Source organism: Azospirillum picis (assembly GCF_017876115.1).
GTDB lineage: Bacteria > Pseudomonadota > Alphaproteobacteria > Azospirillales > Azospirillaceae > Azospirillum > Azospirillum picis.
In genome coordinates this window covers 46,600-70,015 of sequence record NZ_JAGINO010000006.1, presented here as the reverse complement: position 1 = coordinate 70,015, position 23,416 = coordinate 46,600, and the positions used below count along the sequence as shown (strand labels likewise).

The 23,416-nt window shown below is 70.4% G+C and carries 21 protein-coding genes; 4 read left to right on the top strand and 17 right to left on the bottom strand.

Going from position 1 to position 23,416, the window contains the following annotated elements; all coding sequences use genetic code 11:
• Positions 1 to 16: 16 nt before the first annotated feature.
• From J2850_RS10665 to J2850_RS10640, 6 genes are all read right to left on the bottom strand, one after another.
• Positions 17 to 271, bottom strand: a complete 255-nt coding sequence (locus J2850_RS10665) for a hypothetical protein (RefSeq protein WP_209981401.1) — start codon at positions 269 to 271, stop codon at positions 17 to 19.
• Between the two features lie 110 nt (positions 272 to 381).
• Positions 382 to 906 (bottom strand): outer membrane lipid asymmetry maintenance protein MlaD, encoded by a 525-nt coding sequence (mlaD, locus tag J2850_RS10660; RefSeq protein ID WP_209981399.1) that lies wholly within the window; start codon positions 904 to 906, stop codon positions 382 to 384.
• Between the two features lie 94 nt (positions 907 to 1,000).
• Positions 1,001 to 1,393, bottom strand: coding sequence for an NADH:ubiquinone oxidoreductase subunit NDUFA12 (locus J2850_RS10655; protein WP_209981397.1), 393 nt, complete (start codon positions 1,391 to 1,393; stop codon positions 1,001 to 1,003).
• A 152-nt stretch (positions 1,394 to 1,545) separates the two neighbouring features.
• Positions 1,546 to 1,947: a hypothetical protein gene (locus tag J2850_RS10650; protein WP_209981395.1), complete on the bottom strand. Its 402-nt coding sequence runs from the start codon at positions 1,945 to 1,947 to the stop codon at positions 1,546 to 1,548.
• A gap of 10 nt (positions 1,948 to 1,957) precedes the next feature.
• Positions 1,958 to 3,211: an MFS transporter gene (locus J2850_RS10645; RefSeq protein ID WP_209981393.1), complete on the bottom strand. Its 1,254-nt coding sequence runs from the start codon at positions 3,209 to 3,211 to the stop codon at positions 1,958 to 1,960.
• Positions 3,212 to 3,332: 121 nt separating this feature from the next.
• Positions 3,333 to 4,247, bottom strand: coding sequence for a LysR family transcriptional regulator (locus tag J2850_RS10640; RefSeq protein ID WP_209981392.1), 915 nt, complete (start codon positions 4,245 to 4,247; stop codon positions 3,333 to 3,335).
• Positions 4,248 to 4,359: 112 nt separating this feature from the next.
• Between J2850_RS10640 and J2850_RS10635 the strand changes: the two genes are divergently transcribed.
• Positions 4,360 to 4,854, top strand: coding sequence for an NUDIX hydrolase (locus J2850_RS10635; RefSeq protein WP_209981391.1), 495 nt, complete (start codon positions 4,360 to 4,362; stop codon positions 4,852 to 4,854).
• Here the strand turns inward: J2850_RS10635 and J2850_RS10630 are convergent.
• The 8 genes from J2850_RS10630 to hisS form a co-directional block, all read right to left on the bottom strand.
• Entirely contained in the window at positions 4,781 to 5,662 is an 882-nt protein-coding gene (locus tag J2850_RS10630) for an EAL domain-containing protein (protein WP_209981389.1), read from the bottom strand. The genes J2850_RS10635 and J2850_RS10630 overlap by 74 nt on opposite strands.
• A gap of 323 nt (positions 5,663 to 5,985) precedes the next feature.
• Entirely contained in the window at positions 5,986 to 7,656 is a 1,671-nt protein-coding gene (locus tag J2850_RS10625; RefSeq protein WP_209981387.1) for a Na/Pi cotransporter family protein, read from the bottom strand.
• A 228-nt stretch (positions 7,657 to 7,884) separates the two neighbouring features.
• The gene (gene ychF / locus J2850_RS10620) at positions 7,885 to 8,985 is read right to left on the bottom strand and encodes a redox-regulated ATPase YchF (protein ID WP_209981385.1); all 1,101 of its coding nucleotides are present in this window, start codon (positions 8,983 to 8,985) and stop codon (positions 7,885 to 7,887) included.
• A gap of 130 nt (positions 8,986 to 9,115) precedes the next feature.
• Complete coding sequence (locus tag J2850_RS10615) at positions 9,116 to 9,670, bottom strand: cysteine hydrolase family protein (RefSeq protein WP_209981384.1); 555 nt, start codon at positions 9,668 to 9,670, stop codon at positions 9,116 to 9,118.
• Positions 9,671 to 9,677: 7 nt separating this feature from the next.
• Positions 9,678 to 10,250, bottom strand: coding sequence for an aminoacyl-tRNA hydrolase (gene pth, locus J2850_RS10610; RefSeq protein WP_209981382.1), 573 nt, complete (start codon positions 10,248 to 10,250; stop codon positions 9,678 to 9,680).
• A gap of 102 nt (positions 10,251 to 10,352) precedes the next feature.
• The gene (locus J2850_RS10605) at positions 10,353 to 10,949 is read right to left on the bottom strand and encodes a 50S ribosomal protein L25/general stress protein Ctc (RefSeq protein WP_209981380.1); all 597 of its coding nucleotides are present in this window, start codon (positions 10,947 to 10,949) and stop codon (positions 10,353 to 10,355) included.
• A gap of 142 nt (positions 10,950 to 11,091) precedes the next feature.
• Positions 11,092 to 14,121, bottom strand: a complete 3,030-nt coding sequence (locus tag J2850_RS10600) for a transglycosylase domain-containing protein (RefSeq protein ID WP_246512976.1) — start codon at positions 14,119 to 14,121, stop codon at positions 11,092 to 11,094.
• A 120-nt stretch (positions 14,122 to 14,241) separates the two neighbouring features.
• Complete coding sequence (gene hisS, locus J2850_RS10595) at positions 14,242 to 15,591, bottom strand: histidine--tRNA ligase (RefSeq protein ID WP_209981377.1); 1,350 nt, start codon at positions 15,589 to 15,591, stop codon at positions 14,242 to 14,244.
• A gap of 202 nt (positions 15,592 to 15,793) precedes the next feature.
• On the opposite strand from hisS, the gene J2850_RS10590 reads away from it, so the two are divergent.
• Both J2850_RS10590 and pyrC read left to right on the top strand, forming a co-directional pair.
• Positions 15,794 to 16,375, top strand: a complete 582-nt coding sequence (locus J2850_RS10590) for a hypothetical protein (protein WP_209981375.1) — start codon at positions 15,794 to 15,796, stop codon at positions 16,373 to 16,375.
• Positions 16,376 to 16,613: 238 nt separating this feature from the next.
• Complete coding sequence (pyrC, locus tag J2850_RS10585; protein ID WP_209981373.1) at positions 16,614 to 17,669, top strand: dihydroorotase; 1,056 nt, start codon at positions 16,614 to 16,616, stop codon at positions 17,667 to 17,669.
• 33 nt (positions 17,670 to 17,702) lie between these two features.
• Here the strand turns inward: pyrC and tcuB are convergent, their stop codons facing one another.
• The 3 genes from tcuB to xseA form a co-directional block, all read right to left on the bottom strand.
• A complete protein-coding gene (gene tcuB, locus J2850_RS10580; RefSeq protein WP_209981371.1) occupies positions 17,703 to 18,860 on the bottom strand; it encodes a tricarballylate utilization 4Fe-4S protein TcuB in 1,158 nt (385 codons plus the stop codon).
• Complete coding sequence (gene tcuA, locus J2850_RS10575; RefSeq protein WP_209981369.1) at positions 18,847 to 20,241, bottom strand: FAD-dependent tricarballylate dehydrogenase TcuA; 1,395 nt, start codon at positions 20,239 to 20,241, stop codon at positions 18,847 to 18,849. The genes tcuB and tcuA overlap by 14 nt, the downstream gene beginning before the upstream one ends.
• A gap of 166 nt (positions 20,242 to 20,407) precedes the next feature.
• The gene (gene xseA, locus J2850_RS10570) at positions 20,408 to 22,012 is read right to left on the bottom strand and encodes an exodeoxyribonuclease VII large subunit (RefSeq protein ID WP_209981367.1); all 1,605 of its coding nucleotides are present in this window, start codon (positions 22,010 to 22,012) and stop codon (positions 20,408 to 20,410) included.
• A 73-nt stretch (positions 22,013 to 22,085) separates the two neighbouring features.
• On the opposite strand from xseA, the gene purD reads away from it, so the two are divergent.
• Positions 22,086 to 23,372 (top strand): phosphoribosylamine--glycine ligase, encoded by a 1,287-nt coding sequence (gene purD, locus J2850_RS10565; RefSeq protein WP_209981365.1) that lies wholly within the window; start codon positions 22,086 to 22,088, stop codon positions 23,370 to 23,372.
• The last annotated feature ends 44 nt before the right edge of the window (positions 23,373 to 23,416 follow it).

Sequence of the window (23,416 nt, the reverse complement as noted above, 5' to 3'; positions counted from 1 at the left end):
TCCGGACGGGCAGGCGTCAGCGCGTGGTGCGGGAGGCCGGGGCGCTGTAGGTGGCGCCGGAGCCGTCCTGGTTGCGCTCCTCGACCTTGTCGGTCACCGCACCCGCGCTGGCGCCGGCCGCGGCGCCGACCACCGCCCCGACCGGGCCGCCGACCACCGCGCCGGCCGCGGCACCGCCCAGTCCGCCGCTGGCCGATTTCTCCTCCATCGTGTTGCCGCAGGCCGCGGTCGCAAGGGCCAGCCCCAGCACGGCCAGAACAGACAAACGCATGGCAGTTCCTCCTCGGTCTCGTTCGGATGCCGTAGCCCAACGCAAAGGCGCGGCCGGAGGTTCCGGCCGCGCCTCAGCTCGCGGGATGCCGTTCGGTGACCGGAGGAGCGCTACAGCTTCGGCGGCTGGGCCGGGGGCTGGGTGCCGGCCTGGCCATTGGCCTGGCCATCCGGCGAGTCGCCGGGCTTGCTCATGTTCTGCAGCGAGAAGATGACCTGGCCCAGGAGCTGCTCAAGGCCGGGGGTGCTCTGCGTGAACTCGATCTTGCCGTTCGGCTTGATCATGTCGGGGTCGCCACCGGGTTCGAGCGACAGGAACTTGCCGCCCAGCAGGCTTTCCGAGGCGATGACCGCGGCGGTGTCCTTGGGCAGCTTCACCGAATTGTCGACCGACAGATGGACGACCGCCTGGTAGGAGGCCGGGTCGAGGCTGAGGCCGGTGACCGTGCCGACCTTCACGCCGCTGATGCGGACGTCGGCGCCGCTCTGCAGCCCGGTGATGCTGCTGAAGTTGGCGGTGACGTCATAGCCCTGCACCTTGCGCAGGTCGGCGCTCTTGTAGGCGAAGGCCAGGAAAACGGCGGCCACGGCGAGCACGACGCCGCCCAGCACGGTTTCGATCACATTGCGGCGCATGAAACTATCCTGCAGCGGGTTCCCGAATCGAAACCCGGCCCGAAAGGGCCGGGTCGTCCGCTCTGACGTGACGGATCAGGTCGGCGGTGACGGATCAGCTCGGAGTCCAGGGCTCGTAGTCGCCGGTGGCCGGGACGCGCTTTCCGCCGGCCAGGACATGGCCGGGCGGCCGGTAGGCCTGGACCGTGCCCGACAGGTTCGGCAGATGCTCCTTCTGCCACGGCTTGTGGAAGGCGCTGGAGCCTTCCGGCAGCGGATCCTTGGTGGTGTGGTGCAGCCAGGAGTGCCATTCCGGCGGGATCTTCGACGCGTCGGGCTCGCCGGCATACAGGACCCACCGGCGCTCGCGCGTGCCGGCCTTGGTGTCCTTGGAACGGTAGTAGACGTTGCCGAAGCGGTCGCTGCCGACCTTGGCGCCCCGACGCCACGTGACGTAACGGATGTGGATGTTCGCCAGTTTGGTGAACAGGGAGATCGGCTCGCTCATCGTCGCTCACGAATTCCGGGGTCTGACCTCCGCCTGCGCGGGGCCGGTCGAATGCGGGCCGCACTATGACACCCCGGGCGCCGCGCGTCCACCGTTGGTGACGCCCGCGCCCATCCGCCAGGCGGAAAGGGGGTAGTGGCGGGAAGATCCGCCTACTGCAGGCGGGTGGCGGCGATCGCCGCCCTGTCCACCGGCGTCGCGGTGCAGCCGCCCAGGGTGGGGCCGACCGGAAGCTCGCCGAAGGCGGCCAGCGCGCCCTCGGCCTTCAGGCGGCCGACGAAGCCGGGCTCCTGCCCCCGGGCGACCCAGGCGAAGCCCAGCCAGGTGGAGCGGACCGGCTCGCCACCGGCGCGCACCATGGCGGCCAGCGCATCGGCGTCGCTGGTGCCGGGGCGGAACACCGCCAGCATCAGCCCGCCGGTCGAATCCGGCAGCGCCGCCCGCTGCAGCGACAGCCCCATCAGCGCCGCCCACACCAGCAGCACGCCGGCGAACAGGCCGGCGGCCAGGCCGTGGCTGATCGGCGGTGCGGAGGGGGCGGGGCGGTCGCTCATCGCCGTCATCCTACGCCTTCGCCTCCGCCGCCGCCAGCGCCGGCGCCGGCTTCTCGTCGATCGGCCAGTGGACGATGGTGGCGAACATGGCCAGGGCGACGCCCAGCCACCAGACGACGTCGTAGGACCCGGTGCGCTCGTACAGCACGCCGCCCAGCCAGACGCCGAGGAAGCCGCCGACCTGATGGCTGAAGAAGGCGAAGCCGTAGAGGGTGCCCATGTAACGGGTGCCGAACATCAGCGCGACGAGGCCCGAGGTCGGCGGCACGGTCGACAGCCACAGCAGCCCCATCACCGCGGCATAGGCGACGACCGTGACCGGCGAGATCGGCAGCAGCACGAAGGCGGCGGTGGCGATGCCGCGCGAGAAATAGTTGGCGCACAGCAGGTAGCGCTTGCTGACCTTGCCCGCCAGCACGCCCGACGCGTAGGAGCCGACGACGTTGAACAGGCCGATCAGCGCCAGCGCCCAGGCGGCGAGCGAGGGGCTGATGCCGGCGGCGGTCAGGTAGGGCGGCAGGTGGGTGGTGATGAAGGCGAGCTGGAAGCCGCAGACGAAGAAGCCGGCGACCAGCAGCACGTAGCTGCGGTGCTGGAACGCCTGGCGCACCGCGGCGACGAAGCCGATGTTCGCCCCGGTGACCGCCGGGCCGGCATGGGCCGCCATTCCCCTGGGGCCGGGAAAGACCAGCGCCAGCAGCGGTATCGCAAACATCGACGCCGCCATCAGCAGCAGGGCGGTCTGCCAGCCGAAGCCGGCGATGAAGGCCTGGCCCATCGGCGCGAACAGGAACTGGCCCAGCGACCCGGCGGCGGTGGCGATGCCGATCGACCAGGTCCGCTGTTCCGCCGGCAGCAGGCGGGTGAAGCCGGCGATGATGATGCCGAAGGATGCCCCCGACAGCCCGAGCCCGATCAGCACGCCCGCCGTCAGGTGCAACTCCAGGCTGGTCCCGGCATAGGGCATCAGCGCCAGGCCGGCCGCATACAGCAGCCCGCCGCCGGCCAGGACCGGCGCCGGCCCGTAGCGGTCGGTCAGCGCACCGGCGAAGGGCCCGCCGGCCCCCCACAGGATGTTCTGGATCGCCATCGCCAGCGCGAAGACGTCGCGGCCCCAGCCGCGGGTGTCGGACAGCGGCCCGATGAACAGCCCCATGCTGGAGCGCGGTCCGAAGGCCAGCATCGAGATCAGGCAGCCGCAGACGATGACGACGGCCGGCGTCCTCCAGGAGGAGCGGGCCGGTGCGGGGGGGACGGTGGACAAGGGTTCTCTCCCGGAAGCCGGCGGCCGGTCCTGCCGGCCGGTCTGGCCCGATTGCGGACCATAGGAGCCCTGACGATAGGCCGGGCTCAACAGTTCGGCAAATTCATAATCGGCAATCGGGTCATTCCGCGGCGGAATGCAGGACAGGGGCGCAGGCGTCGAGCTGCCGGTGCAGCACGGCTTCCAGCCGGTCGAACACCGGCCCGATGCGGCCGGCCGTACGGGCCTGCACCAGCCAGACCGTCACCCTCAGCCGGAAGCCCGGTACGTCGACCGGGCGCAGCGAGGACGCGGCGGGGATGGGCGCGATCAGGCGCAGCGGCGCCAGCCCGTAACCGACCCCCCGCGCCACCAGCGCCACCAGCAGGCTCTGGTCGAAGGCCTCCACCGTTACATTCGGCTGCTGGCCGAGGGGCGCCAGCGCGAGGTGCAGCGCGTTGCGGTAGCGGCAGCCGCTGGGCTGAAGCACCCAGCCGCGGCTGTTCATCGCGGCGAGGCCGGGGTTGGGAGTGCCGTCGGGGCCGGCGACGATGCTGACCGGTTCGCTGCTCAGGCGCCGGACCGGCAGATCCTCCGGCGGCTCCTCGTCCTCGCACAGCAGGACCAGGGCGCCATCGAGGCTGCCGGCCCGGACCTGCTCGATCAGCGGCGTGCTCCAGTCCGACTGCAGCCGGAAGGTCAGGCCGGGGAAGCCGGCGCGCAGCTCGTCCAGCGGCCGCCCGGCCGCCAGCGCGGTCAGCACATGCGCAACACCCAGCTTCAGCAGTCCGCGCGGCTCCGCCGCTCCGGCGAAGGCGTCGGCGAAGTCGCCGGCGGCGGCCAGGACGCGCCGTGCATGGGCCAGCGCCAGCTCGCCGTCGCGCGTCAGCGCCAGGGGTTTGGTCTGGCGGTCGAACAGGACGACGCCCAGCTCCGCCTCCAGCCTCTGGATCAGGCGCGACACCGCCGACTGCGTCAGGCCGAGACGGTTGCCGGCCTCCTGCACCGACTGGGCGTCGGCGACGGCGATGAAGGTTCGGATCTCGTTGAGCTTCATGGCCCGCCATGGTGGACAGCGATGGGGGCGGCGCTGCGATGCGCCGTCCCGTCTGGCGCACAAGTGTCGGGTCGCGCTACCGTCGGGTCAAGCCATCGATAGGGAGCTTCCCATGACCACTCCGCCTGCCGACCGCTCCAGCCGCGAATATCCCGACCGCCCCTGGGTCGGGGTGGGGGTCGTCGTCTGGCGGGGCGACCGGGTGCTGCTGATCAGGCGGGGCAAGGCGCCGCGGCTGGGCCAATGGAGCCTGCCGGGCGGCGCCCAGTCGGTGGGCGAGACGGTGTTCGAGACCGCGGTGCGCGAGGTCCGCGAGGAAACCGGGCTGGAGGTGGTGCCGACCGGCATCGTCACGGTGGTGGACGCCATCACCCCCGACGCCGAGGGGCGGGTGCACTTCCATTACACGCTGGTCGAGGTGGCCGCGGAAAGCGCCGACGGTGACGCGGTCTGCGCCGACGACGCCCTGGAAGCCTGCTGGGCCACCGCCGACGAGGCGGCGGAGCTGACCGAATGGGACGAGACCCGGCGGGTCATCCTGCTTTCGGCGTCGCAGCGCCCTTCACCTCCGCCCCCGGCGCCCGGGACCCCGGCACCGTCGCGGTGAGTCCCAGGCGGGAGAGGAAGTCCGGCACCCCGTCGGTGGGCAGCGGCCGCGACAGCCAGAAGCCCTGCAGCGTGTCGCAGCGGTAGGCCTGCAGGAACAGGCGCTGCTCCGGCGTCTCCACGCCCTCGGCGACGGCCGTCAGGTCGAGCGCGTGGGCCATCGCCACCACGGCCTGGACGATGGCGGCGGCATCACGGTCCTCCACCATCGCCTGGACGAACTGCTTGTCGATCTTCAGCGATTCGACGGGAACCCGCCTCAGGGTCGCCAGGGAGGACCAGCCGGTGCCGAAATCGTCGAGCACCAGCCGCACGCCCGCTCCGCGCAGTTGCACAAGCGCCTCGCGGGCGTTCTGCGTCTGCCCGAACAGGGCGGTTTCGGTCAGCTCCAGCTTGAGGTTCGCAGCCGGCAGGCCGCTGTCGGCCAGCACGCCCAGCACCATACGGACGAGGCCGGGATCATCGAGCTGGCGTGCCGACAGGTTCACCGAGACCGGAACGTCGGCCATGCCGGTGCGCTGCCATTCGGCCGCAGCGGCGCAGGCGGTCCGCAGCGACCATTCACCGAGAAGGTGGATCGCCTTGCCCTGCTCGGCCATCGGCACGAAGACGTCGGGCGGAAGCATGGTGCCGTCCGACAGCCGCCAGCGCGACAGCGCCTCGAAACCGGTGAGGCGGTTGGTGAAGACGTCCGCCTGCGGCTGGTAGACCAGGAACAGCTCCTGGCGGTCGATGGCATCCCGCACCCGCTCGGCGAAGCCGTCCCCGGCGCCGTCCGGGTCGGGCGGGAAGAGACCGGAGGCGGACATGTCGGACCCGGCCGCGTCCGAAGCCGCTTTGTCGGACCCGCCCAGCACTGGTCTGTTCGCTTCCGATCCCGGCCTGCCGGCCCCGGCGTTCCCAGGTCCGTTGGACGTCGCGCGCCTGTTCGCCACCGCTTGCTCCCTTGCGACCGCCGTTGCCCGAAGGCGTCCGGCCTCCTCGGAATAACAAACATATTAACGGTTTGTTAACCATGTCGCGAAAGAGCTTGGCGAATTTTAAATGGTTACGAAAGAGTTAAGATCGCTGCGGCGGTGACAAGAAATGGGCGGTCCGGCGGCCCATCGGCAGCCTGCCGGAGGGATAGGAGTCACGCCCAAGTGGTTCCATGTTTGAGCCTGCTCGGCAACAGCTCCCCCGATTGATCGAGCACCGGGTAGGCGGCGGCGACGAGGTGGGCGTTGATCCGGCGCAGGTCACGCAGGATATCGAGGTGAAGGGCGCTGGTCTCCACGCTCTCGGTGCGGCCGGCGCGCAGCCGGGCGAAATGCGCCTCGGTCGCCAGCGTCTCCATGTCGCGGATCACCTCCTTCTCGCGCATCAGCGCGCGGGCGGACCGCAGGTCGCCGGAGACGAACACCGCCGCCGCCAGCCGCTGGGTTTCGCTCAGCCGTTCCAGCATGCCGGCGATCTCGGCCGCCCCCTCGGACGAGAAGCTCAGCTTGCGCCGGATCTTCTTGGACGCCGCCTCCATCAGGTTGCGGTCGACGATGTCGCCGACATGCTCCAGGTTGATCGTGAAGGTCAGCACGTCCGAAACCCGCCGGGAATCCCGTTCGTCCAGATCCTCGACGTTGATCTGGGTGAGGTAGCGCTTGATCGCGTCGTGCAGGCGGTCGAGCACATCGTCCATCCGGCGGATTTCCTGGACGCGCTTGCGGTCATCGCTGTGCAGCACGTCGAGCGCGCCGCGCAGCATGGCATCCACCGTGTCGGCCATCCGCAACGCCTCGCGCACGGCGTTGGCGATGGCGAGGTGCGGTACCCGTAGGGCGCTGCGGTCCAGGTAGAGTGCCGCCGCCGGGTCCGACACGGCGATCCGCTCCGGGAACAGCCGCACCAGCAGACGGGCGAACCAGGGCAGGGGACCAATGAACAGGGCGGCCAGTGCCACATTGAAGAGCAGGTGGAAGTTGGCGGCCAGCCGGGTTGCGTCGGGCGACAGCATCTGCAGCCCGGCGGTGATCGGCTCCAGCAGCGGCACCACCAGGATGCAGCCGATCAGCCGGTTGACCAGATTGCCGACCGGCAGGCGCCGGGCGGCCGGGTTGCCGCCGTCGCCGCCGGGGCCTTCGATGATCGGGTTGACCGCGCTGCCCAGGTTGGCGCCGGCCACCATGGCGACCGCGGCCTGCGGCGAGATCACGCCGCCGCCGGCCAGCGAGGCGATCAGCAGGATGGCGGCGACGCTGGAATGGGCAGCCCAGGCCAGCAGCGCGGCCAGAAGCACCGCCACCAGCGGGTCGGACGTCAGCATCCCCATCATCCGCTGCAGCATCGGCGCATTCTCCGCCGGCGCGATGGTCGCCAGCAGCAGGTGCAGGGCCAGCAGCATCAAGCCCAGCCCGATCCCGACGCGGCCGAGGTCGCGGCTGCGCGTCTTGCCGCCGCGGCGGAAGGCAAGGAAGCCGCCCAGCAGCAGGACCGGCGCCACATGGGAGACGTCGAAGGCAAGGAGCTGGACGATCAGGGTCGAGCCGACATTGGCCCCCAGCATCACCGCCAGGGCAGGCATCAGCGACACGAGCCCGGTGGCGGTGAAGCCGGTGACCATCAGGCCGGTGGCGGTGCTGCTCTGCAACAGCATGGTGATGCCCATGCCCGACAGGAAAGCGGTCCAGCGGTTGCGCAGGCCGGCCCCCAGCACCCGGCGCAAATCGGCGCCCAGCGCGCGGGTCAGCCCGCTCTGCACCATGTGCAGCCCCCACAGGAGCAGCACGACGTTTCCGGCCAGTTCCAGCAGCACCCGTGTCGCCTGCATCGCTCCCCCTTCGTCATGCCAAGGGATGCGCACAGGGAGCACCCCTGACCGAAGGGTAGGGCGCACGGATTGTTACGACAATATGACAGTTGGATGACAGCGGAGGTGCAGGAGGGGCGAAGGCGCTGCCGCGGCAGCGCCTTCGGTCACCCCGAGCCGCGTCCCGCGGCTGTCAGACCCCGCGCCGCGTCCCGCGGCTGTCAGACCCCGCGCCGCGTCCCGCGGCTGTCAGACGTTGAAGCGGAAGTGGAAGATGTCGCCGTCCTGGACGACGTATTCCTTGCCTTCCTGGCGCATCTTGCCGGCGTCCTTCGCCCCCTGCTCGCCGCCCAGCGTGACGTAGCTGGTGAAGTCGATGGTCTCGGCACGGATGAAGCCGCGCTCGAAGTCGGTGTGGATGACGCCGGCGGCCTCGGGGGCCTTGGCGTTGCGCCGCACGGTCCAGGCGCGCGCCTCCTTCGGGCCGACGGTGAAGAAGGTGATCAGGTCGAGCAGCTTGAAGCCGGCCCGGATCAGCTTGTTCAGGCCGGTCTCCTCCAGCCCCATCGACTCCAGGAACTCGGCCTTCTCGGCGGGATCGGAGAGCTGGGCGACCTCGGATTCGATGGCGGCGGAGATCACCACGACCTCGGCGTTCTCGGCCTTGGCCTTCTCGGCGACCTTGGCGGAGAAGGCGTTGCCGGTGGCGGCCGACGCCTCCTCGACGTTGCAGACATAGAGCACCGGCTTGGAGGTGAGCAGCATGAACTGCTTGAACACCGGCACCTCGTCGTCCGACAGCTCGACGACACGGGCCGGCTTGCCGTCCTGCAGCACCTTCAGGGCGCGCTCCATCAGGTCGGCCTTGACCTTGCTGTCCTTGTCGCCGCCCTTGGCCTTCTTCTGCAGGCTGGTGATCTGGCGCTCCAGGCTCTCCATGTCGGCGAGCATCAGCTCGGTCTCGACCACCTCGGCATCGCGCAGCGGCTCGACGTTGCCCTCGACATGGGTGATGTCGTCGTCCTCGAAGCAGCGCAGCACATGGACGATGGCGTCGACCTCGCGGATGTTGGCGAGGAACTGGTTGCCGAGGCCCTCGCCCTTCGAGGCGCCGCGGATCAGGCCGGCGATGTCGACGAACTCAAGCTGCGTGGGGATGATCTTCTGCGACTTGGCGATCTCCGCCAGCTTCTCCAGCCGCGGGTCGGGCACGCCGACGCGGCCGACGTTCGGCTCCTTGGTGCAGAAGGGGAAGTTCGCCGCCTCGGCCGCCTGGGTGGCGGTCAGCGCGTTGAACAGGGTCGACTTGCCGACGTTCGGCAGGCCGACGATGCCGCAATTGAAGCCCATGTGGGTGCTCGCCGTCGGAATTTGCTGGAATTTGGTGCGCTTTATCCTACGGGAAGGGCCAAAGCGCAAACGCGAAGTGGGGGAGGACTGCCGTCGCCTCCCCGATGAACCGCCGGAGGTGGGCGGATGGTCAGAAGCGGATGGCCTCCGCCGGCCGCACGCCGACCAGGCGGCCGCCCGCACCGAACCCGTCCAGGGTCATGTTGTGGTGGGCGATGATCTGTTCCAGGCGCAGCCCGCCGCTGTCGGCGGTGGTATGGCCGTCGGCGACCAGCGTCACGTCGTAGCCGAGCGATACCGCCCGGCGGACCGTCGTGTCGATGCAGAACTGCGTCATGCAGCCGCCGACCACGATGTGATCCACGCCGAGTTCCTTCAGCCGCTCGTGCAGGTCCGTCGCGAAGAAGGCGTCGCACTCCGTCTTGTGGACGAGGGTGTCGCCGGCGGCGGGAGCGATTTCCTGGCGGACGGCCCAGCCGTCGGTGCCGACCGCCAGCCTGTGTCCGTCGCGGCCGTCGTGCTGGACGATGATGACCGGAATGCCGGCCGCCCGAGCCCTGTCCCTTACCGTTTGCAGGCGCCGGACGGTCTGGTCCAGCGCCCGGTCGGTCTGCGGCTGGCGATCCGGCGTGCCGCAGCCGGCGAGGATGGCGTTCTGGACGTCGATGATCACCAGCCCGAGCATCCGTGCCTCACTTCCCCTGCGTCGCCACCGTCACCTTGTTCATGAACAGCTCCGGCTGTCCATCGACGATCAGCGGCAGGTTGTCGGAGACGGCGTCGAGCAGCGGGTCGATCCAGGCCTGGTCGGCCTTGGCGAAGTCGTGCAGGACATAGCCGCTGACCAGATCCTTATTGCCGGGATGGCCGATGCCGAGCCGGATGCGCCAGTAGTCCTTGCCGATATGGGCGTCGATGGAGCGCAGGCCGTTGTGCCCGCCATGGCCGCCGCCCTTCTTCACGCGGATCTTGCCCGGCGGCAGATCGAGCTCGTCATGGATGACGACGACGTTCTCGGGCTTCAGCTTGTAGAACTGGAGGGCCGCCACCACCGACTGGCCGGACAGGTTCATGAAGGTGGCGGGCTCCAGCGCCAGCACCTTGTCGCCGGCGACGGCGCCCTCGGCGGTCTGGCCCTGGAAACGCTTCTTCCACGGGGTGAAGCGGTGGCGCTGGGCGATGGTCTCCACCGCCATGAAGCCGATGTTGTGGCGGTTGCGGGCATACTCGTTGCCGGGGTTGCCCAGTCCGACCAGAAGCAGCATGTCCTAAACTCCACGAACGGTTCGGCCCAAATGCAATGGGGGGCCGAAGCCCCCCATTGCAGCCATCCTCGAAGGATGGACCTCGAAGGACGGGCGCTCCGGTCAGGAAGCGGCGGCCTCTTCCGACTTCAGGCCCGACGGGGCCACGATGGTCGCGATGGTGAAATCGCGGTCGGTGATGGTCGAGGTCACACCCTCCGGCAGCTTGACCGCGGAGATGTGGATCGAGTCGCCGACGTCGAAGCCCTCGCACGAGATCGTGATGCGCTCGGGGATGCTGTCGGCCGGGCAGCTCAGCTCCAGCTCGTGGCGGACGATGTTCAGCACGCCGCCGCGCTTCAGGCCAGCGGACTTGTCCTGGTCGACGAACTCGACCGGAACCTGGACGCTGATGCGGGTGTCGGTCGACACGCGCAGGAAGTCGACATGCAGCGGGACGTCGGTCACCGGGTGGAACTGCACGTCGCGCGGCAGGACGCGATGGGCGGCGCCGTCGACGGTCACCTCGAACAGGTGCGTGAAGAAGCCCGGCTGATGCAGGACGCGGGTGAACTCGAACTTCTCGAGCGAAATGGTTACGGGAGCCTGCTTGCCACCATAGATGACGGCCGGAATGCGGCCGTCACGGCGGGTCTGGCGGGCGGTCCCCTTGCCGGCCCGTTCGCGCGTCTCAGCGCCGAGCGGAATGATCTTGGACATGGTGATACTCCAAAACGAAAAGGGCGCCGGCCTCCAGGGGTGCCGACGCGTGCGCGGGGTGCTTACGTCAATCGGTGGGGCGCGTCAAGGAAAAGCGGGGCGCAAAGAGGGGCGGAAGGAGCCGCCGGGCGGCGCTCCGGCCTCAGAGCCCCGCCGGAGCCACCCGGGTGTCGGCGGTGCGGGTGGCGCCCTGGTCGATCAGCGGCTGGAGCGCCGGGGCCAGGCTCTTCAGCAACTGGGCGGGCAGGGCGCTGGTGAAGCGGTAGTCGTCGGCCTCCGGGCCATGGACGAAGGCGGTCATGGTGCCGAAGAAGCGGTCGCCGATGAAGAAGACGAAGGTGGCCGTGCGGTTCACCGCCTTCGATTCCAGCAGCACGCCGCCCGGCCCCCAACGGTCCAGCCGGTGGTCGCCGGTTCCGGTCTTGCCACCCATCACGACCGGGTTGCCGGCCGCGTCCTTGAAGGCGCCCCATACCCGCTTGGCCGTGCCGTTCTGCGCCACGTCCGTCAGGGCGCGGCGGAGGGTGGCGCAGACCTCCGGATGCAGCACGCGCTCGCCCTTCAGCGGCCCCAGCCCCAGCTTCGCCTCGTAGGGGGTGCCGGCGGCGAAGTGCAGCGACCGGATCTTCACGATCGGCTGGCGCACGCCGTCGTTCAGGATCAGCCCGACCAGCTCGGCCAGCGCCGCGGGACGGTCCGCCGAGCTGCCGATGGCGGTGGCCAGCGACGGAACCAGCGTGTCGAACGGATAGCCGACGCGGTGCCACTGCTCGGTGATGCGCTGGAACGCCTCTTCCTCAAGCCCGATGCGGATGCGGGTGTTCTGGGCGGCCATGCCCTTCTTGAACAGCCAGCGGTAGCTTTCCTGGCGCTCGTTGGCGCTGGCGGCCAAGACCTCGCCCCGCTTGGCGTCGGGATGCTGCTGCAGGTAGCCGACCAGCCACAGCTCCAGCGGATGGACGCGGGCGAGGTATCCACGGTCGTTGAGCGGGAAGCGGTCCGCCCCGTACTTGGCGTAGAGCGCCGACAGCTCGCCCTCCGACAGGGATGCATCCGGCAGCCGGGCGCGGAGGAAGGCCGAGAATTCCGCCAGCCCGGCCTCCGGCCGGACGCTGCGGAAGATCACCGCCAGCCGGTGCGGCACCGGGCGGGACCGGGCGGCCAGCCGGGCCAGCGCCTCGTCCGGGCTCTTGCCGCGGTAGCCGTTGTAGAAGCGGTTCAGGAAGTCCGACCCTTCGCGGTCGGCGAAGCGGGCGAGATAGGCCTCGCGCGCGGGATGGTTGGGGTCCTTCAGGATGTCGGCGCCGTCGTCGGCCCCCTCGTCCATGTAGAACTGCACGATGTCGCGCATCAGCCGGATGAAGGGCAGGTTGACGCTGTTCCGCAACGCCTCCTGTACGGTCAGGATGCGGCCGTTGTCGTCCTTGTTGAAGTTGACGAAGCTGTGCTGGCCGCCGCCGGTGAAGAACACCTCGCCGGGGCTGGCGGAATAGCGCCGCTCCATCGCCGCCTCCAGCATGGCCGGCAGCCCGCGGTCGGCGGCGGCGGCCAGCCAGGCGGTCGCCCAGCGCGTCAGGGTGTCCGACGCCTCCTCGCCGACGTCGCCCAGCAACTCCTTGGGCAGATGGGCATAGCGGCTGTGCAGTTCCGCCACGATCTCCAGGTAGGTCGTCAGCGTGCGCAGCTTGGCGGTCGAGCCGAGATCGAGCTTCGCCCCTTCGTTGATGTCCAGCGGCTGGTCCAGGTTGTCAGCCTGGACGCGCAGGTAGTTGGCCTCCGGCCCGCGCTCGAACAGGGCGATCGAATAGACGATCTTCGACAGGTCGTTGTTGCGGGCGTCCAGCAGCCGTTCGCCGGTGAGGCCGAGCGAGCGGGCGAAGTCCGGCTGGCCCAGCCTGCCCAGCACCTCCACCACCCGCGCCTGGGCCGCGGCGTCCAGCGTGGATTGCGCGGTGAGGTCCAGGCGGTCGAGCTGGTAGAGGCCCGGCACCCCCAGCATCGCCAGCAGCCGGGCGCGGATGGCGTTGGTCGCCTTCTGCTCGACGAAGGAGGCGGCCGGAGCCGCCGGCAGGTCGTCGCGGAAGGCGAGCGGCATCGCCAGCGCCGCGTCGCGCAGCCCCGGGTCGATCACGCCGGCCTGGGCGAGCGCCCGCAAGTGGGCGTCGGCCAGCCGGTCGAGCGCCGGGCGGTCCTGGATCAGGTAATGGGAGGGCCGCCGCTGGGCGAGCAGGAGCGCCAGGACCTGCTTGTAGGCCAACGCCTTCAGCTTCAGGCCGCGTCCGTCGGCCGACGGTTCGGCCAGCACCCGCTTGGCGATCGACAGGTCGGTGCCGAACCAGGCCCATAGCCCGTCGCCGAGCCCGTTGACCTCGCCGTAGCCCGCCCGCCCGGTCAGCGGGGTGGAGTTCAGGTAGTCGACCAGGATGCGCCGGCGTGCCGCGCCGGTGTCCTCGCCGTCGCGGTAGGCGCGGACGCTGGCCGAGATCATCTGGCGCAGCTTCTCGACGCTGCCGGTGGTCTGGCCGTCGGGCGAATGGCGGTACTTCTCGATCTGGGTGGCGAGGGTCGAGCCGCCGGGCGAGCGCTGGCCGGGGCGGAGCACCTGCAGCGGCAGCATCGCCACCGCGGCACCGAACCGGTCCCATTCCACCGCCGGGTTGCGCCGGGGCTGGTCCTCGTTCAGCAGCTCGCGGTTCTCGATGAACAGCAGGGTATCGGCGACCAGCGGCGGCACGTCGTCGAAGCCGTCGAACACCCGTTCCGGGTAACGCGCCGCATACATGGGGGCGCCGTTGCGGTCGAGCAGGGTCAGCCCGGCCTGCGTCTTTTCCCGATAGATCGGAAAGCCGCCGCCGGCCATGAAGCGGTCCAGCGCCGGCGAAGCCACGGCCTGCTGCTCGACGCTGTAGAGGTCGCGGGTCAGCGCGTCCAGGTAGCCGGGCAGGGCGGTGTAGCCCAGCCGTTCATTGTAGGGGCCCTGGCGGGGATAGCGGGTGTCCGGGTTGGGGCCGTCGCGCAGGGTCACGGTCATCGACTGCGCGTAGCCGGACAGCAGGCGGGCCTGGAGGCGGGAGGTTTCCATCTCGCGCCAGCCGGTGAACCCGGCAGCCGCGACGGTGGTCGCCAGCGCGGCGCCGATCGTCGCCCGCCGTGCCCAGCGTCCGGCCCGCATCCATCCTTGAACCCACCCCTTCGCCATACCGGATGCGTGTCCCTTACCGCCCGACAAGCTTCGGCCCAGGTCGGAACGATAGGGGCGTCATGGTAAATCGAAGATTAAGGGCGTGCCTGTTCAGCCTTCCAGCAGCGCCTTCGCCTGCGCCGCCAGCTCGGCGAGCGGCACCTCGACCTGCTCGCCCTTCACGAGGTGCTTCAGGGTCGCGGTGCCGCGCGCCTTCTCGTCGGAGCCCATCAGCAGGACCACCGGGATGCCGGCGCGGTCGGCATACTTCATCTGCTTGGCGATCTTGCCGCCGTCGAGCTGGATTTCCGTGTTGATGCCTGCGGCGCGCAGCTCGCTGGCCATGCGGAAATAATCGGCCGACAGCGACGGGTCCATCTGCGTCACCAGCACCTGGGCGGTGGGGGCGGCGTCCTTGATGATGCCGGCCTCCATAAGCTGGTAGAACAGCCGGGTGGCGCCGATCGAGATGCCGACGCCCGGCAGCTTCGACTTGGTGTAGTGGCTGGCGAGGTTCTCGTACCGGCCGCCCGAGCAGACCGAGCCGATGCCGGGATGGTCGTTCAGGAAGGTTTCGTAGACGGTGCCGGTGTAGTAGTCGAGCCCGCGCGCGATGGCGAGGTTGATGCGGACCGTGCCGTCCGGCACCTGGAAAGCGCTCAGCCCCTCGATGACGGTGGTCAGCTCGCCGACGCCCTCGCGGAAGGTGGCGTTCTCGATGTCCAGCGCGCCGAGCGCCGCCAGCGTCTCTGCATTGGTGCCCTTCATGTCGATCAGCGACAGGATGGTGTCCGCGGCCCGCTCGCCCACGCCGAGGCCGAGCAGGCTCTCGCGCACCTTGTCGCGGCCGATCTTGTCGAGCTTGTCGATCTCGCGCAGCACCAGCACGCGGGTGTCGGCGTCGGCGACGCCCAGCCCGTCCAGCAGGCCCAGCAGGATCTTGCGGTTGTTCACGTTGATGGTGAAGCCGCCGAAATCCAGCTCGGTGAAGACGTGATGGATGACCGCCGGGATCTCGGCGTCGTAATGGGCGGACAGGCTGTCCTTGCCGATCACGTCGATGTCGCACTGGTAGAATTCGCGGAAGCGCCCGCGCTGCGCCCGCTCGCCGCGGTAGACCCGCTGGATCTGGTAGCGGCGGAAGGGAAAGGCGAGGTCGCGCTCATGCTCCGCCACATAGCGGGCGAGCGGCACCGTCAGGTCGAAGCGCAAGGCCAGCTCCGGCTTGTTGCCCTGCTGGATGGCGCCGGTCGACTGCACGAAATAGACCTGCTTCTCCGTCTCGCCGCCCGACTTGGTCAGCAGCGTGTCCACCGTCTCGAACACCGGGGTTTCGACGGGGACGAAGCCGAACCGTTCGTAGCCGCGGCGGATCGTGTCCAGCATGCGCTGGAAGGCCACCTGCTGGCGCGGCAGCAGTTCCATCGTTCCGGGCGGGGTGCGGGGCGTGATCAGGCTCATCGGAAGGGTCCGGGCTGGATGGGAAAAGCGTGCGTTTTCTAGCCCCTTTCGCCGGTCGCGTCACCTGTGGCCAAAAAGCGGCCGGAAAAAATTCGGCAAGGGCCGGAAATTTTCGCAAGGACGTGGAATGAAGCGGCGGGAGGCCACGTTCATCTAAGCACGATCCCGCAACGAGGATCGCTCACCGAAATGGAGAAACCAAATGTCCGGCACCGTCTTCGGGTCGCGTATCCGTTCGTCCGTTTCGACCTTTGCGTTTGCTGCCCTGGTGGCGGCGGCCCCGATGCTGGCCGCCGGTGCCGCCGGCGCCGCGACGATCGTTCCGGCCAGCCCGACCGCACCCGCCCCGGCCGCGACGACCGACTCCACCACCGCCACCCCGGCGCCCAAGGTCGAGCAGAAAGCCGATCAGAAGGCGGAGGGCAAGTCCGTCACCAAGGCCGAGGGGGCGAGGACCGAAACCCAGGGCCAGGCCGCTCCCGCCACCAAGCAACAGCATCAGCAGGTCGCCGCGACGCCGAAGGCCGAGGTGACCAAGGCGCAGGCCGATGCCGTCGCCAAGGAACTGGGCGCCAAGCCGACCGAGCAGCTTTCGGTCCAGCTCGGCAAGTATCATGAGCAAATCCTGGCCGCCCATGCGCTGAAGGACGGCGCCGCTCGCGACAAGGCGGTGGCCGAGGCCCGCCAGCAGCTCGCCGCCATCGGCGGCAAGCCGGTGACCGCCGAGCAGGCCGCCAAGATCGACGGCATCCTGGGCGTGAAGACCTCGACCACCATCCAGTAAGGCCATCCGGCAAACCCGTCCACCCGGATCGCGCTCTCCATCCGCCAACGCCGGCCGGCGGTTGGGGAAGCGGTCCAGGTGGACTTTTCCGGGCCGGCAGGACGCGACGGCGCCTTTGCCCTGGGCGCGCAGGCGCAAGGCACGTCGGGTCGGTTCTGTTGAGATGCGGCGGCGTTGGCGATAGAACCTCGGTCAGTCTTCCATCGCCTCTTCACTCCCAGCGCCGGGACCTCGATCCATGCCGTTCGACCGTATTGTCATCCGCCGCCCCGACGACTGGCACGTTCACCTGCGCGACGGCGCCATGCTGAAGGCGGTGCTGCCCTTCACCGCCCGCCAGTTCGGCCGCGCGATCGTGATGCCGAACCTGAAGCCGCCGGTGACCACCACCGCCGACGCCGACGCCTACCGCGGGCGCATCCTGGCGGCGCTGCCGGACGGCGTGTCCTTCACCCCGCTGATGACCGCCTACCTGACCGACGGCACCGATGCCGGGGATCTGGCCCGCGGCTTCGCCGACGGGGTGTTCGCGGCGGCCAAGCTCTATCCGGCCAACGCCACCACCAACAGCGCCCATGGCGTCACCGACATCGCCCGCATCGCCCCGGTTCTGGAGCGCATGGCGGAGATCGGCATGCCGCTGCTGATCCATGGCGAGGTCACCGACCAGTCCGTCGACATCTTCGACCGCGAGGCGGTGTTCATCGACAGCATCCTGGCGCCGCTGCTGGAGCGCCATCCGACCCTGCGGGTGGTGCTGGAGCATGTGACGACCTCCGAGGCGGTGCAGTTCGTGCGTGCCCATGCCGCCAGCGGCCGCATCGGCGCCACCATCACCGCGCACCATCTGCTGATCAACCGCAGCCACATCTTCCAGGGCGGCATCCGCCCGCACCTGTACTGCCTGCCGATCGCCAAGCGCGAGACGCACCGGGTGGCGCTGGTCGAGGCGGCGACCTCCGGCGACGGGCCGTTCTTCCTGGGCACCGACACCGCCCCGCACACGGTGACGGCCAAGGAGGCGGCCTGCGGCTGCGCCGGCTGCTTCACCGCCGCCAACGCGCTGGAAGTCTATGCCGAGGCGTTCGAGGACGCCGGCGCGCTCGACAAGCTGGAGGCGTTCGCCAGCCTGAACGGCCCGCGATTCTACAACCTGCCGGTCAGCGAGGAGCGCGTGGTCCTGGAACGCCGCCCGTCGGTCGCCCCGGACCTCATCCTGGTCAGCGAAGGCGACGCCGTCCTGCCCTTCCGCAGTGGCGAAACCCTGCGTTGGAGCTTCGGCGGAACGGTCTGAGGCGCGGCTGGCAATCCCGGCCGTGCCGCCGCCTCAGGCGGGGGGACGGGTGCGGGAGCCGGCGTTCCGTTCCATCGCCGCCCGCAGCAGGGCGGCGACCCGGAACGGAGCGTGCAGGAATTTGCCGTAAGGCAGCGTCGCGAAGACACCGAGCACGATGCCGAGATGGGTCAGCAGCAGCGGTCCCATCGCCGCCGTCCCGCGCAGCGCCAGCAGGGCCAGTCCGCTGGCCGCCGCCAGGAACAGAACGAGCAGGAACGCCCGATCGCCCCCGGTCACGCTCGCCGCAACCGGCACGGGGTCGGCCCGGCGCTTCAACAGGGCGAGTCCGGCCGTGCCGGCCATGATGCCGCCCCCGCCCAGGCTGCCCAGCAGCACCGGGAGGCTCAGGACCGGGTAGGGCGCCTGCCAGCCGAACAGATGGTCGTAGAGCGTGGCGACGGCGGTGGACGCGAAACAGAGCGCCACGCTGTAGAACAGCGCATGGTGGAACCGTCGCCTCGTCTGCGAGAGGCCGCCCTCCCGGCCGCCCTCCCGTCCATAGCATCCGGCCCCGCCACCGCCCAGGTTGCGCAGGGTCAGGACATCCAGCACCGTGTCCCGCAGCGCCGCCGGCAGCGACACCCCGGCCGGTGCCGGCCCCATGCCGCGCCAGAAGGCGGCGACGCTGAGGGCGATGGCGAGCAGCGACCACAGCATCACGATCCCGGCCACGCCGGCCATCACCTCCCACGGCACCACCCGGTAGAAGGCGCCGGGGCCGGAATGCCGTCCAAGCAGCGTCCCTGCCGGAACCGCCAGGATCGCCGCCAGCGTCAGGACCTCCACCGCCAGCAGGGTGGCGATGACGACCGCCCTGCCGGTATAGCGCAGGCGTCGCCGCAGCAGCGGCGGCCAGGCATGGTCGCGGTAGGACCGCTGCCTGACCAGGCTGAGGCTCTTCGGCAGGTTGACGCCGAAGGCGTGCGGCGGCGCGTATTGGCAGGCGTGGTAGCAGGACCGGCAGTTGTGGCAGAGGTTCGCCAGGAAGAGCAGGTCGGCCGTGCCGACCTGCCGCCGCGCCTTCAGCGTCCGGAACACCGCGCAGTAGCCGTTGCAGTACTGGCAGGCGTTGCAGATCTCCAGCGCCCGCCGCGCCTCGGCCATAATGTCCGCCGCGATGTCCTCCGGGTGGTCCTCAGTGCAGGGCATGGGCCGCCGCCTCCCGGCCGGCGATCCGCCCGAACACCGCCCCGATCGACATGGCGCTGCCTGCCAGGTAGCCCCGGCCGAGGATGTTGGGCGCCATGATCACGCCCGCCGCGAACACGCCGCAGATGGGCTGCCCGCCGTCCCGCAGGACCCGCGCCTTGCCGTCGACCCGGATGCCGAGGCAGGTGGAGGTGACGCCGGCCCGCACCGGGTAGGCCCCGAAGGGAGGAACAAGGAGTGGCGCGGCGAGCCGCGTCTTCGGCGGCTCGGTGCCCATCGCAAAGCCATCGGCACCGATCCCGCCACTCCCCAATGCCGCGTTGAAGCTGCCGACCGTGGCCTCCAGCGCCGCCGGGTCGATGCCCAGCTTCCCCGCCAGCTCGCCGATGCCGTCCGCCCGGATCGCCGGGAAGATGGACGGGCGGAAGCGGGCCTCGCTCGCCGCGTCGAAGATCGAGAAGGCGACGCCCCCCGGACAGCGGGCCACGCGGTCTCCCCACACCGAGAAGCGCGTCGGTCCGGTGTGGGATCCCTCGTCGGCGAAGCGGCGGCCGTCGCGGTTCACCACGATGCCGTGGGGGATGCCGTCCAGCCGGGTGACGATGCCTGCGTCGAATCCGGGAGAGCGGCCGTCCACGGCGACCATGTGGCAGTGGCCGGCGGCACCCACCGGCTGCGCGCCCTCCGCCAGCAACGCCTTCAGCATGGTGCCGGTCGCGTGGGGCGTGCCGCGGATCACGAAGCCGTCGGCCGCCTCGCCCCACTCGTCGCGAAGCCAGCCGCGGTTCGCCTGGAAGCCGCCGGACGCGACGACCACCGCCCGTGCCCGGACCACCTGCAAGCCCTTGGGATGCCCGACCGTGACGGACGGCAGCCCGTCCTTCAGGTGGAGGGCGCAGGCCTCGCTGTCATAATGGATGGCGACGCCCAGCCCTTCGGCGGTGGTGTAGAGCGCATTCACCAGCGCCTTCCCGCCGCCGAGGAAGAAGGCGGTCTTCCGGGAATGGGGCAGGCAGTCGTCGGCGCCGCTCTGGAACCGCACGCCGTTCCGGCCCATCCAGTCGATGATCCCGGCGGAGTCGGCGATCAGCATGCGTGCCAGCGTCCCGTCGGCGGCAGCGCCCGTCGCGGCATCCGTTACGGCGTCCAGGTCGGACCGGTAGTCCTCCGCCGGATAGCTGCCCCTGGTCCAGGGCGTCGGGCCGGGATGCATGACGCGGAAATTGCGGGAATGGCGGGCGTTCCCGCCGCGCAGCGCCCTGGGCGCCCCCTCCAGCAGGGTGACGGCGGCACCCGAGCGGCGGGCGGAAATGGCGGCGCAGAGCGCCGCGTTCCCGCCCCCGATCACCAGGACGTCGCAGTCGCGCGGGACACGTGTCATCGATCAGCCATCGCAGGAGACGTCGCGTCCGGGATCGCGGAGCGAATCCTGTGGAGCGAGCCTTGTGGAGCTGATGGCTTTAGCCCCGACGGGTGCGGCCTGGGAAGGGGCCGCCGCCTGCGACACAGGGCAGCGGCCGGCCGCACGGGCCGGCCCGGTTCCGTGCTCAGAACAGGGTGCCCTGCACCGGAACCACCCGCGGCTTGCGGGGCTCGGCCCTCTTCTCCGGCTTCGCCTCCGTCCTGGGGGTGCCGCCGTCGATGGTCGCGGCCACCTTGGCGTCGCCGGCGAAGACGATGTTGACCTCCAGGCCCGGCGTCGCCTGGTCCGGCCGGGTGACCGGGCGGCCGTCGCGGTCCTCGACCAGGGCGAAGCCGCGGGCCAGCACGCCCTTGTAACTGTAGCTTTCCAGCAGTTGGCCAAGCGACGCCAGCTTCGCCGCCTTGTCGGCGACCCCCTTGGCATGGCTGCGGTCGAGGCGGGGCGCCAGGTCGGCGACGCGGCGCTCGCCATCGGCCAGCTTCACCCGCGCCGGGGTCAGCGACAGCCGGCCGGCGATGCGGTCGAAGCGCCCGCCGGCGGTGGTCACCGCATGGCGCAGCGCCGCGTCGAAGGCGCGGCTCTCCGACGCCAGCTTCTGGTCCGCCTGGGCCAGCTTCTCGCGCGGGTGGCGCAGCTTGGCGGCCAGCTCGCCGACGCGGGTGCGCCGCCGTTCCAGCAGGGAGGCCGCCGCCAGGTTCAGGCGCTCCGCCCGGTCGTCCAGCCGCTGGGCGTGCCCCTCCAGCAGGGCGCGGGGATCGCCCAGCCCGCGGGCCAGCCCCTCCACACGGTTGCGGCGATCCTCCACGGCGCGCGAGGCGCAGGCGAGCAGCCGGCGCTCGTCGTCCAGGATCTGGGCCATCAGCTCGCCGCGCACCGGCACCGCCATCTCGGCGGCGGCGGTCGGGGTGGGTGCGCGCAGGTCCGACGCGAAGTCGATCAGCGTGGTGTCGGTCTCGTGCCCGACCGCGGAGATCAGCGGGATGGCGCTGGCCGCCGCCGCGCGGACGACGTTCTCCTCGTTGAAGGCCATCAGGTCCTCCAGCGAGCCGCCGCCGCGCGCCACGATGATCAGGTCGGGGCGCGGCACCCGGCCGCTGCCCGGCTGGATGCGGTTGAAGCCCTCGATGGCCGCCGTCACCTCGGCCGCCGCGCGCTCGCCCTGGACCGCCACCGGCCACAGCAGGACATGGCGCGGGAAGCGGTCGTTCAGCCGGTGCAGGATGTCGCGGATGACGGCGCCGGTCGGCGAGGTGACGACGCCGATCACGTCGGGCAGGAAGGGGATGCGCTTCTTGCGGCCGGGATCGAACAGCCCCTCCGCCGCCAGCCGCCGCTTGCGCTCCTCCAGCATCTTCAGCAGCGCGCCTTCGCCGGCCAGTTCCATCGACTCGATGACAAGCTGGTATTGCGAGCGGCCGGGATAGGTGGTCATCCGTCCGGTGACGATGACCTCCAGGCCCTCCTCCGGCTTGACCGCCAGCTTGGCCACCGTGCCGCGCCAGCACACCGCCTCGATCACCGCCGTATCGTCCTTCAGGCGCATGTAGCAGTGGCCGGAGCTGTGCTTCTTCGGCTGGCTGATCTCGCCGCGGACGCGGACGAAGCCGAATTCCTCCTCGATGCTGCGCTTCAGCCGGCGGGCGAGGTCGCCCACGGTGAATTCCGGAAGGTTGGAGCCCGGCCGCGGCTCCGGGGCGATCAGGGGCGAGGAGTCGGAATCGTAGGTCATGGCGCTCTTGAGTTGGGGTGCGGCCATGATACAAGGCGCGCAGCTTGCAACAAGGCGGAAGGAGCGCCTCCCCATGAAAGTCCTCGTCGTCGGATCGGGCGGTCGTGAGCACGCGCTCTGCTGGGCCATCTCCAACTCGCCGCTGTGCGACGCGCTCTTCTGCGCGCCGGGCAACGCCGGCATCGCCGACGTCGCCACGCTGGTCCCCATCGGCTCGGAGGATGTCGAGGCGCTGGTCCGCTTCGTCCAGGACACCGCCATCGACTTCGTCGTCGTCGGCCCGGAAGGGCCGCTGGTGCTGGGCCTGGTCGATCGGCTGGCGGCGCTCGGCGTCAGGGCGTTCGGCCCCAGTGCCGCCGCGGCGGAGCTCGAGGGCTCGAAGGGCTTCATGAAGGACATCCTGGCGAAGTACGGGGTGCCCACCGCCTTCTACGAGCGCTTCAAGGACGCGGAGGCCGCCAAGGCCTATGTCCGCAGGCATGGCGCGCCGATCGTGGTGAAGGCCGACGGCCTGGCCGCCGGCAAGGGCGTCACCGTCGCCCGCAGCGAGCAGGAGGCGTTCGACGCCATCGACGACGCGCTGGTCGGCGGCCGATTCGGCGCCGCCGGTGCCGAGGTGGTGGTCGAGGAGTTCCTGGACGGCGAGGAGGTCAGCTTCTTCGCGCTGTGCGACGGCGAGAACGCGCTGCCGCTGGCCTCGGCCCAGGACCACAAGGCGGTGGGCGACGGCGACACCGGCCCCAACACCGGCGGCATGGGCGCCTATTCTCCCGCCCCGGCTCTGACCCCCGGGCTGCAGGACCGCGTGATGCGCGAGATCATCCTGCCAACGGTCAAGGGCATGGCGGCGGAAGGCAAGCCCTTCAAGGGCGTGCTGTTCGCCGGCCTGATGATCATGGCCACGCCGGACGGCCCGGTGCCGAAGACGCTGGAGTTCAACGTCCGCTTCGGCGACCCGGAATGCCAGACGCTGATGATGCGGCTGAAGTCCGATGCGCTGGCGGCGCTGGTCGCGGCGGCCGACGGCGTGCTCGACAGCATCGACCTGCGCTGGCACGACCAGACCGCGCTGTGCGTGGTGATGGCCGCCAACGGCTATCCCGGCGACTATGTGAAGAACAGCGAGATCCGAGGCCTGGACAAGGCCGGCGCGGTCGACGGGGTCACCGTCTTCCATGCCGGCACCAGGCGTGCCGAGGACGGCCGCGTGCTGTCCACCGGCGGCCGCGTGCTGGGCGTCACGGCGCTGGCCCCGACGGTGGCGGAAGCGCAGGCGGCGGCCTACGAGGCGGTCGACGCGCTGGATTGGCCGGAGGGCTTCTGCCGCCGCGACATCGGCTGGCGGGCGGTGGGCCGGTAAGGTCGCGGCGTTCAGGGAATGGGGGCGCAGCGATGCGCCCCCTT

Coding starts and splice junctions, on each gene's coding strand:
- J2850_RS10640 (WP_209981392.1), bottom strand. CDS start 4,247: ATGAAGCTCAACGAGATCCGAACCTTCATCGCCGTCGCCGACGCCCAG.
- mlaD (WP_209981399.1), bottom strand. CDS start 906: ATGCGCCGCAATGTGATCGAAACCGTGCTGGGCGGCGTCGTGCTCGCC.
- tcuB (WP_209981371.1), bottom strand. CDS start 18,860: ATGCCCTGCACTGAGGACCACCCGGAGGACATCGCGGCGGACATTATG.
- pyrC (WP_209981373.1), top strand. CDS start 16,614: ATGCCGTTCGACCGTATTGTCATCCGCCGCCCCGACGACTGGCACGTT.
- J2850_RS10635 (WP_209981391.1), top strand. CDS start 4,360: ATGACCACTCCGCCTGCCGACCGCTCCAGCCGCGAATATCCCGACCGC.
- J2850_RS10665 (WP_209981401.1), bottom strand. CDS start 271: ATGCGTTTGTCTGTTCTGGCCGTGCTGGGGCTGGCCCTTGCGACCGCG.
- ychF (WP_209981385.1), bottom strand. CDS start 8,985: ATGGGCTTCAATTGCGGCATCGTCGGCCTGCCGAACGTCGGCAAGTCG.
- xseA (WP_209981367.1), bottom strand. CDS start 22,012: ATGACCTACGATTCCGACTCCTCGCCCCTGATCGCCCCGGAGCCGCGG.
- pth (WP_209981382.1), bottom strand. CDS start 10,250: ATGCTGCTTCTGGTCGGACTGGGCAACCCCGGCAACGAGTATGCCCGC.
- J2850_RS10630 (WP_209981389.1), bottom strand. CDS start 5,662: ATGTCCGCCTCCGGTCTCTTCCCGCCCGACCCGGACGGCGCCGGGGAC.
- J2850_RS10650 (WP_209981395.1), bottom strand. CDS start 1,947: ATGAGCGACCGCCCCGCCCCCTCCGCACCGCCGATCAGCCACGGCCTG.
- hisS (WP_209981377.1), bottom strand. CDS start 15,591: ATGAGCCTGATCACGCCCCGCACCCCGCCCGGAACGATGGAACTGCTG.
- J2850_RS10600 (WP_246512976.1), bottom strand. CDS start 14,121: ATGCGGGCCGGACGCTGGGCACGGCGGGCGACGATCGGCGCCGCGCTG.
- J2850_RS10590 (WP_209981375.1), top strand. CDS start 15,794: ATGTCCGGCACCGTCTTCGGGTCGCGTATCCGTTCGTCCGTTTCGACC.
- J2850_RS10605 (WP_209981380.1), bottom strand. CDS start 10,949: ATGTCCAAGATCATTCCGCTCGGCGCTGAGACGCGCGAACGGGCCGGC.
- tcuA (WP_209981369.1), bottom strand. CDS start 20,241: ATGACACGTGTCCCGCGCGACTGCGACGTCCTGGTGATCGGGGGCGGG.
- J2850_RS10615 (WP_209981384.1), bottom strand. CDS start 9,670: ATGCTCGGGCTGGTGATCATCGACGTCCAGAACGCCATCCTCGCCGGC.
- J2850_RS10655 (WP_209981397.1), bottom strand. CDS start 1,393: ATGAGCGAGCCGATCTCCCTGTTCACCAAACTGGCGAACATCCACATC.
- purD (WP_209981365.1), top strand. CDS start 22,086: ATGAAAGTCCTCGTCGTCGGATCGGGCGGTCGTGAGCACGCGCTCTGC.
- J2850_RS10625 (WP_209981387.1), bottom strand. CDS start 7,656: ATGCAGGCGACACGGGTGCTGCTGGAACTGGCCGGAAACGTCGTGCTG.